The following is a 6547-nucleotide window of genomic DNA, read 5'->3' as shown; positions in this document are numbered from 1 at the left end:
CCGCACCCACCTCCCCCGTGGGGGTTCGCCGCTCCCCCCCCCCCCCCCCCCCCCCGACCGACCGGATCAGAAGATGTGGCGCACGCCCAGCGTCGCCGAGATGCTCGACAGCTTCGGCCTGAAGCTCGCATCGGTCGTGCCCGACTGGCCGTCATATTTGAGCCCGCTGACCCGGGTGTAGCGGCCGCCGACCTCGACCGTCGTCTTCGGCGCGACCTCGATGCCGACGCCGACATCGCCGTGGAACATCATCCCCCAGTCCTTGCCGCTGTAGCTGCTGCCGACCCCGGTCGTTCCGCTGACGCGCGACAGCCGCGAGTCGACCCGGGCGATGCCGACGCCGCCGCCGACATAGGGCACGACGATCGCGTGCAGCGGGATGTCGATATAGCCGGCGACGCTGGTGCTGAACATGCGGCTGCGCCCGTCGGCGTCGAAGCCGCCGGTCGCGGCCTTCTTGCCGTTCAGGTCGATGCTCGAATAGCCGATCGTCTGTTCGAGCCGGAACATCCCGAAATCATAGCCGCCGCCGATCTGCCCGGTGATGCCGGCCTTATATTTGGTCTTGTCCCGAAAGAAGGACGAGGCGTCGTCGATCTTCGCCTCGCTGCCGATCGCACCGCCGACGCGGGCGACCGCATAAATGCCCTTGTCCGGTTCCGACTGCGCCATCGCAGGCGCCGCCAGCGCCCCGCCGAGCATGGCGGTCATGAGGAAGCGGGAGGTGAATCGCGACATGTACAAGCCTTTCGATGACGTTCGCGGCCAACAGGGCCGGCGTCCGGAAGCCCTGATGCCCGCCGACGATGGAGGGCCGACCCGCTTTCGATGGAGGGACGATGGAGCCCCCGCCGAACCGTCGCTCCACCATCCCTCCATCCGATGTCCATCGACCGGGCCCACGCCATGGCGGCACGGAAAATGATGGAGCGATCGATGCGAAGAATGACAATGATGGCTGCCCCCGTTCTGCCCCTCGGCCTGGGGTTGGGGCTGGGATTGAGCCTGAGCGGCTGTGCCGTCGCGACGCTGCCGTTCAAGGCGACGGGCAAGGTCGTCGACTGGACCACGACCAGCCAGGACGAGGCCGACCGCAATGCCGAGCGGGCGATGCGCAAGGCCGAAGCGCGCGACGGCGAACGCGCCGACTGCGACCGCGACGGCCGGCATTGCCGTGACGAAGATGGACGGACGATTTATTTCGAGCCCGGACGGCCTTGATCCAGACGATTCAAACCAACGAGCGAGGTAGCGATATGAAAAGCAAGCGAGTGGCAGCAATGCATGCGATCATCGCCGCGGCGGCGATGGCGGGGCAGGCCCATGCCGCGGCCGCGGCCAGGCCGATCACCGGCAAATGGCTCACGGACAATGCCGAAGCGGTGGTCGAGATCGCGCCCTGCGGCAAATTTCTGTGCGGCAAGGTCGTGAAGGTCCTGAAACCCAAGCCGGGCGAGAAATCGACGGTCGGCACCGCGATCCTGACCGAACTGGCCGCCTCGGGATCATTGTGGAAGGGCAAGATCCTCGATCCGCGATCGGGCAAGATCTACAGTGCCAAGGTGACCGCCAATCCGGACGGAACGCTCAAGGTCGAGGGCTGCGTCGCCTTCCTCTGCAAGGGTCCGACCTGGCAGCCGACCACCTGATACCGTGCGGCGCTTGAGCATATCGATCGAGATGCGTCAGCATCCTCGAGATCGCGTATGAGCATGAGCCCGACCCCGATGGCGGCGATGTCTTCATCCTTTGCCGACATCACCTCCATCGGGCGTCCATCATCATCCGCGATCATCGGCGGCAGCACAGGAGTTGCCCATGATCGACAATATATGCCCCTCCACGACCGCACTGCGCCCGGCTCGTATCACGGCCCTGCTGATCGCCTGTATCGGCGTCAGCGGCTGCGCGACCACCCGGCCGGTTGCCTATTCCGATCTCGATTCGTCCGTCGAACTGCACGCCAACGCGGCCGATCGTTCGGGTAAGATCCCGTTCGCTTTTGCGACCCCGGTCAACTGGCGCCGCTACTACAAGGCGATCGTCGAGCCGGTCGCGGTCTATGACGGCCCCGACGCCCAGTTCGGCAAGATGTCGCAGGAGGATCGCGAGGCGCTCGCGGCCTATATGGAGGAACAGTTCGGGCAGAGACTGGCGACCGCGTTCGAGATCGTCGCCAAACCCGGGCCGAGCACGCTGCGAATCCGGCTGACACTGACCGGTGCGCGGACGACGACACCGGTGCTGGGCACCTTCTCGCGCTTCGATCTTGCCGGCGGCCCCTATAATGCCGTCCAGGGTGCGCGCGGCAAGGAGGGTACGCTCACCGGATCGGTGATCTATGCGGTCGAGATCTACGATGCCGCCAGCCAGAAGCTGCTGCTGGCGCAGGTCACCAAGCAATATCCCAACGCGCTCAACATCGGCGCGAGCTTCGGGTCGCTCGCGGCATCGCGTGCCGGGGTGCGCAAGGGCGCCGACGACCTGCTCGAACAGATCACCGCCGCTGCGCCGCAGACAGACGAAGGATCCCGGCGCTGACCGGTGTCAGAACCGCCGGTCGATTCCCAGCCGGATCGTGCGCGGCCTGAGCGGGGTGATCTGGTCGCGTTGCGCGAGGCTGAACGGATTGCCGAAGGCGAAGCTGTTCGCGCGGACATCGCCGATATTGGCGATGTCGAGCGACAGCGCGAACGGCCCGAAATCGATCCGCGCGCCGACATCGCCGAACAGATAGTCGCCCTGTGGAATCGCCAGCAGCGATCCGATGCCGAGCTTCGACCGGCCGACATAGCGCAATGAGGCGGTCGTGCTCAGATCGACACCCTCGCCCAGCCTGCCGCGCCAGACCGCGGCGACCCGGCCGCCATTGCCGGCGATGCCCGGCAAGCTCTTCGACCCGGCATCGGCGAACGCTTCGGCCGGATCGACCAGCCGGCTGCGGCTGACATAGCCGGACATGGTCACCGTCAGCGCCGGCAGGGGCCGCCAGCCGATCTCGCCATCGATGCCGATGATCCGGCCGCGGCCGATATTGGCGGTGTAGGGCAGGCCCCGCGCATCGACCAGATCGGCCTGGATATCGTCCCAGCCGGCGCGGAACAGCGCGGCGCGCAGCGACAGCGGGTCGCGGTCGATCCGGCCCAGCCTGATGCCGAGCTCGCCCGTGTCGAGCGTGTCGGCCGCGAAACGCTGGCTGTCGGCCGCGGTACCGGCCGGGGTCACCGCCAGCCCGCCCGCGCGATAGCCTTGCTGATAATGGGCGAAGGCCGAAAAGCTGCGCGCCGGATGCCAGTCGAGCGCCGCCGTCGAGGACAGCCGCAGGTCGTTGCGGATCACCCCGCCCTTCCTGACCCTCGCCTGTTCGAGCGAACGGCCGATGCGGTTGGCGAAGGTCAGCCGGGTGCCGAGCGTCGCGGTCAGGTTGGACCCGATCTTGTTGGCATATTGGCCGAACAGGGCGGCCTCGAGCTGTTCGTTGACGACGCCGGCGACGCGCACCCGCGGATCGAGCGGGCCGAGCGAGCGGACCAGCGCGCTGGCATTGTAGATGCTGGTCGCGCCGATCACCCAGGGTTCGCGCACGGTCCCGCCCGACAGCCGGGTCTCGTGCGACAGCAGGATGATGAAATTATTCTCTTCGTAGCGCGCGGGCGTCGCGGTGCCGTCATAGCCGGTCGCGTCATAGACGGTCCTGAGCTCGTGCCGCACCGCCGAGGTGGTCGAGACCAGCTCGGACCCGCCGATCATCCCGCGCGCGGCGAGATAGAAGAGATAATAGTCATTGCCGAACGGCTGGGCGATCGCGCTGCGCCGGGTCAGCGGCGCTTCGCCGCGCAGCGCATATTGGCCGTCGCGGCTGTTGCTGTTCTGGATCGCGACGCCCAGGTCGACGGTCCAGCCCGGTGCCTCGCCGAAGCGCAGGGTGAAGCGCTGGCCGATGCTGTCGGTGCGGTTGATATCCTTCAGCCCGCGCGCACTATCGTCGATATAGCCGCCCTCGCGATTGGCGAAGCCGACCAGGCGGAAGGCGATCCGGCCATCGACGATCGGAACGTTGATCATGAACGCGCCGTCGGTGCCGGGCCTGCCGAACCGGGTGCTGCTATATCCCGCGGTCGCGCTGGCCGAAACCTGCCGTGCATCGGGCGGATTGGGCACCAGCCGGACGACCCCGCCGAGCGAACTGGCGCCGTAGAGCGTGCCCTGCGGCCCCACCAATATCTCGACCCGTTTCATGTCGTAGAGATTCAGATTGGGATCGGGGGCGTTGTAGTTGAGGCGGACATCGCCGAGATATTGGCCGACCGTGCCCTGGGTCGGGCCGTTGAAGCTGCTGTCGGCGATGCCGCGGATGAACAGCTTGTTGCGCGCCGGGCCGAGATTGGTCGACCCGAGGATCGGCATCGCCCGGGTCAGCGCGGCGGTGCCCGCCCCCGCCCCGCGCGCGAGATCGGCGGGATCGAGTTCGACGACGCGCACCGACCCCGGATAATGGTCGATCGACAGGCCGAGCTTGCTGGCCATCACGACGATGTCGCCATCGGCTTCGATCGCGTTTGGAACGGACCGAGCAGGTGCCGGCGGCGCCACCGGCGCGACGCGGCGCGCGACGATCCGGACTGTGCGGACATCGTAGAAGACCGGCTCCGCGCCGGTGCCGCGCAGGGCACGCGCCAGCGCCGCGCGCACCGGCATCGTGCCGCGCACCCCGGGCGACCGGCGTGTGGCGAGCGACGGGTCGGTCAGGCTGACGGTGATCCCGGCCTGAATACCGATCGCCGATGCGACCGCCGCGAGCGAGCCGGCGGGCACGTCGAACCGCGCCGCCACGGCGGCATCGACCGCACCGATGCTATAGGCGACGCCGACGGCCAGCGCCGCCCATCTACCGCCCCGCACTGCTGGCGGGTTTCATCGTCCAGCCGCCCTGTCCGGCGACGAAGACCACGTCGAGCGCGGGCATCAGCCGGTCGAGCTGGGCGGGCCCGGTCCCGTCGAGCGCGATCGTGCCCGAAAAGGGCCGATCGGCGATCGCATCGGCGACGACGATCCGGATGCCCAGCGACCGGCCGAGATCGGCCGCCACCCGCGCCATCGACTCGCCCGCATAGACGAGTTGCCCGGTCCGCCAGCCGCCGACCGATCCGGCGGCGGCCGATCCGACCCGGATCGTGCCGCCCGCGGCCGGATCGGCGAGCGCCTGGCCGGCGCGCAGCGACACATCGTCGCCACCCGGATTATAGCGGACCTCGCCCTCGGCGACCGCGACGCGGACGCCTTCGCGGTCGTGGACGACATCGAATACCGTCCCGACATCCTCGACCCGGTTGTCGCCGACGATCAGCCGGAACGGCCTCGCTGGATCGTGGCGGACCTCGAACAGTGCCTCGCCGCTGGCCAGTTCGGCGAAGCGCGGGTCCTTGCGGTCGAAGATCATCCGGGTGCCACCGTTGAGCGCGACCCGGGTGGTCGGATCGAGCATGACGATGCGATGTTCGCCGGGGCCGGTCGCGACCTCGTAGCGGGTCGGGGCGAATTGCGGGCCGACGATCAGCGCCGCGGCGACCGATGCCGCCAGCGCCCCGCCGCCGCCGAACAGCCAGCGCCGCCGATGGCGCGCGCCGTCGGCCGGCCTATCGGCCTCGTCGACATCGTTCGCCGCCGTCCGGAAGACGATGTCGGGCAGCAGCGCGTCGACCGCGAGGTCGGTCCGTTCGACCAGATCATAGGCCTCGCCATGGCGCGGATCCTCGCCGAGCCAATCGGCGAACGCGGCCCAGGCGGCATCGTCGCCATCGCGCAGCCGGACATGCCAGCCGATCGCCCGCGCCTGCACGCCGTCCTGCGTCTCATCCTCCATGGCGTCCCCTTTCATGGCTAAGACGCCGATCCCCGCGCACCTCCCCATCAAGTTTCAGCTTCGCCGCGGCGATCGCCTCATAAGCGCGGGTCAGATGCTTCTCGATCGCGCTGACGCTGATGCCGAGATCCTCGGCGATCCGCCGCTGCGGCTCGCCATCGACCCGGAAGCGCTGGAAGATCAGCCGGGTGCGATCGGGCAGCCGGTCGATCACCGCCTGGAGGATCGCCAGTTGCTCGCGCGCGACCAGGCTCGCCTCGACCGAGGGGGTATCGTCGATCGCGCGATCCTCGCCGCTATGGACGTCGACCCAATCCTCCTCGCGCCGCGCCCGCCGGCCCGCGGTGCGCCGATGGTCGAGGAAATGGTTGCTGGTCATCCGGTAGAGATAGGCGCGCGGTTCGGCGATCGGGCCGCTGCGGTCCGACGACAGCTTGATGTAGATTTCCTGGAGCAGATCCTCGGCCTCGTCGGCCGATGCGCCGCGCAGGCCCAGATAGCGCGCCAGCGCCTCCCTCGTCTCCAGAAAGGCCTGAACAAGGCCGTCACGCACCATCTCGTCGCCGATCCTGCTGGCAGTCGCCCTCCTCCTAGCCCGGCGGCGGCGCATCGCCAATCGCTTTGCTGCGATGCAACATCGACGGTGCGATGGCTTGCCGGCGGACTTTCGCGGCGGGGTTCGCA

At 68.4% G+C, this 6547-nt stretch carries 7 protein-coding genes; 3 read left to right on the top strand and 4 right to left on the bottom strand.

Annotation, left to right across the window (positions count from 1 at the left end; genetic code table 11):
• Positions 1 to 66 precede the first annotated feature (66 nt).
• A complete protein-coding gene (locus tag AC1RM6_RS13295; RefSeq protein ID WP_493101909.1) occupies positions 67 to 738 on the bottom strand; it encodes an outer membrane beta-barrel protein in 672 nt (223 codons plus the stop codon).
• 216 nt (positions 739 to 954) lie between these two features.
• On the opposite strand from AC1RM6_RS13295, the gene AC1RM6_RS13290 reads away from it, so the two are divergent.
• The 3 genes from AC1RM6_RS13290 (at position 955) to AC1RM6_RS13280 (ending at position 2541) form a co-directional block, all read left to right on the top strand.
• The gene (locus AC1RM6_RS13290; RefSeq protein WP_493101907.1) at positions 955 to 1221 is read left to right on the top strand and encodes a hypothetical protein; all 267 of its coding nucleotides are present in this window, start codon (positions 955 to 957) and stop codon (positions 1219 to 1221) included.
• 59 nt (positions 1222 to 1280) lie between these two features.
• The gene (locus AC1RM6_RS13285; RefSeq protein ID WP_493102287.1) at positions 1281 to 1649 is read left to right on the top strand and encodes a DUF2147 domain-containing protein; all 369 of its coding nucleotides are present in this window, start codon (positions 1281 to 1283) and stop codon (positions 1647 to 1649) included.
• 169 nt (positions 1650 to 1818) lie between these two features.
• On the top strand, positions 1819 to 2541 hold the full coding sequence (locus AC1RM6_RS13280; RefSeq protein ID WP_493101905.1) for a DUF3313 domain-containing protein: 723 nt from the start codon (positions 1819 to 1821) through the stop codon (positions 2539 to 2541).
• Between the two features lie 6 nt (positions 2542 to 2547).
• Here the strand turns inward: AC1RM6_RS13280 and AC1RM6_RS13275 are convergent, their stop codons facing one another.
• The 3 genes from AC1RM6_RS13275 to AC1RM6_RS13265 are packed head-to-tail and all read right to left on the bottom strand — an operon-like array spanning position 2548 to position 6419.
• On the bottom strand, positions 2548 to 4902 hold the full coding sequence (locus tag AC1RM6_RS13275) for a TonB-dependent receptor (RefSeq protein ID WP_493101903.1): 2355 nt from the start codon (positions 4900 to 4902) through the stop codon (positions 2548 to 2550).
• Entirely contained in the window at positions 4889 to 5863 is a 975-nt protein-coding gene (locus AC1RM6_RS13270) for a FecR family protein (protein WP_493101901.1), read from the bottom strand. Before AC1RM6_RS13270 ends, AC1RM6_RS13275 begins: the two co-directional genes overlap by 14 nt.
• Positions 5853 to 6419: an RNA polymerase sigma factor gene (locus AC1RM6_RS13265; RefSeq protein WP_493101900.1), complete on the bottom strand. Its 567-nt coding sequence runs from the start codon at positions 6417 to 6419 to the stop codon at positions 5853 to 5855. The genes AC1RM6_RS13270 and AC1RM6_RS13265 overlap by 11 nt, the downstream gene beginning before the upstream one ends.
• Positions 6420 to 6547: the final 128 nt, after the last annotated feature.

The sequence above is a fragment of the Rhizorhabdus sp. GW822-FHT03C02 genome (genome assembly GCF_058801765.1).
Note: the sequence above shows the minus strand (reverse complement) of the source record. Positions and strands in the feature narration are given on the sequence as shown.

Excerpts from the sequence above, each read along its gene's own strand:
- AC1RM6_RS13270 (WP_493101901.1), bottom strand. The coding sequence starts at position 5,863 with ATGGAGGATGAGACGCAGGACGGCGTGCAGGCGCGGGCGATCGGCTGG.
- AC1RM6_RS13265 (WP_493101900.1), bottom strand. The coding sequence starts at position 6,419 with ATGGTGCGTGACGGCCTTGTTCAGGCCTTTCTGGAGACGAGGGAGGCG.
- AC1RM6_RS13295 (WP_493101909.1), bottom strand. The coding sequence starts at position 738 with ATGTCGCGATTCACCTCCCGCTTCCTCATGACCGCCATGCTCGGCGGG.
- AC1RM6_RS13285 (WP_493102287.1), top strand. The coding sequence starts at position 1,281 with ATGCATGCGATCATCGCCGCGGCGGCGATGGCGGGGCAGGCCCATGCC.
- AC1RM6_RS13280 (WP_493101905.1), top strand. The coding sequence starts at position 1,819 with ATGATCGACAATATATGCCCCTCCACGACCGCACTGCGCCCGGCTCGT.
- AC1RM6_RS13290 (WP_493101907.1), top strand. The coding sequence starts at position 955 with ATGGCTGCCCCCGTTCTGCCCCTCGGCCTGGGGTTGGGGCTGGGATTG.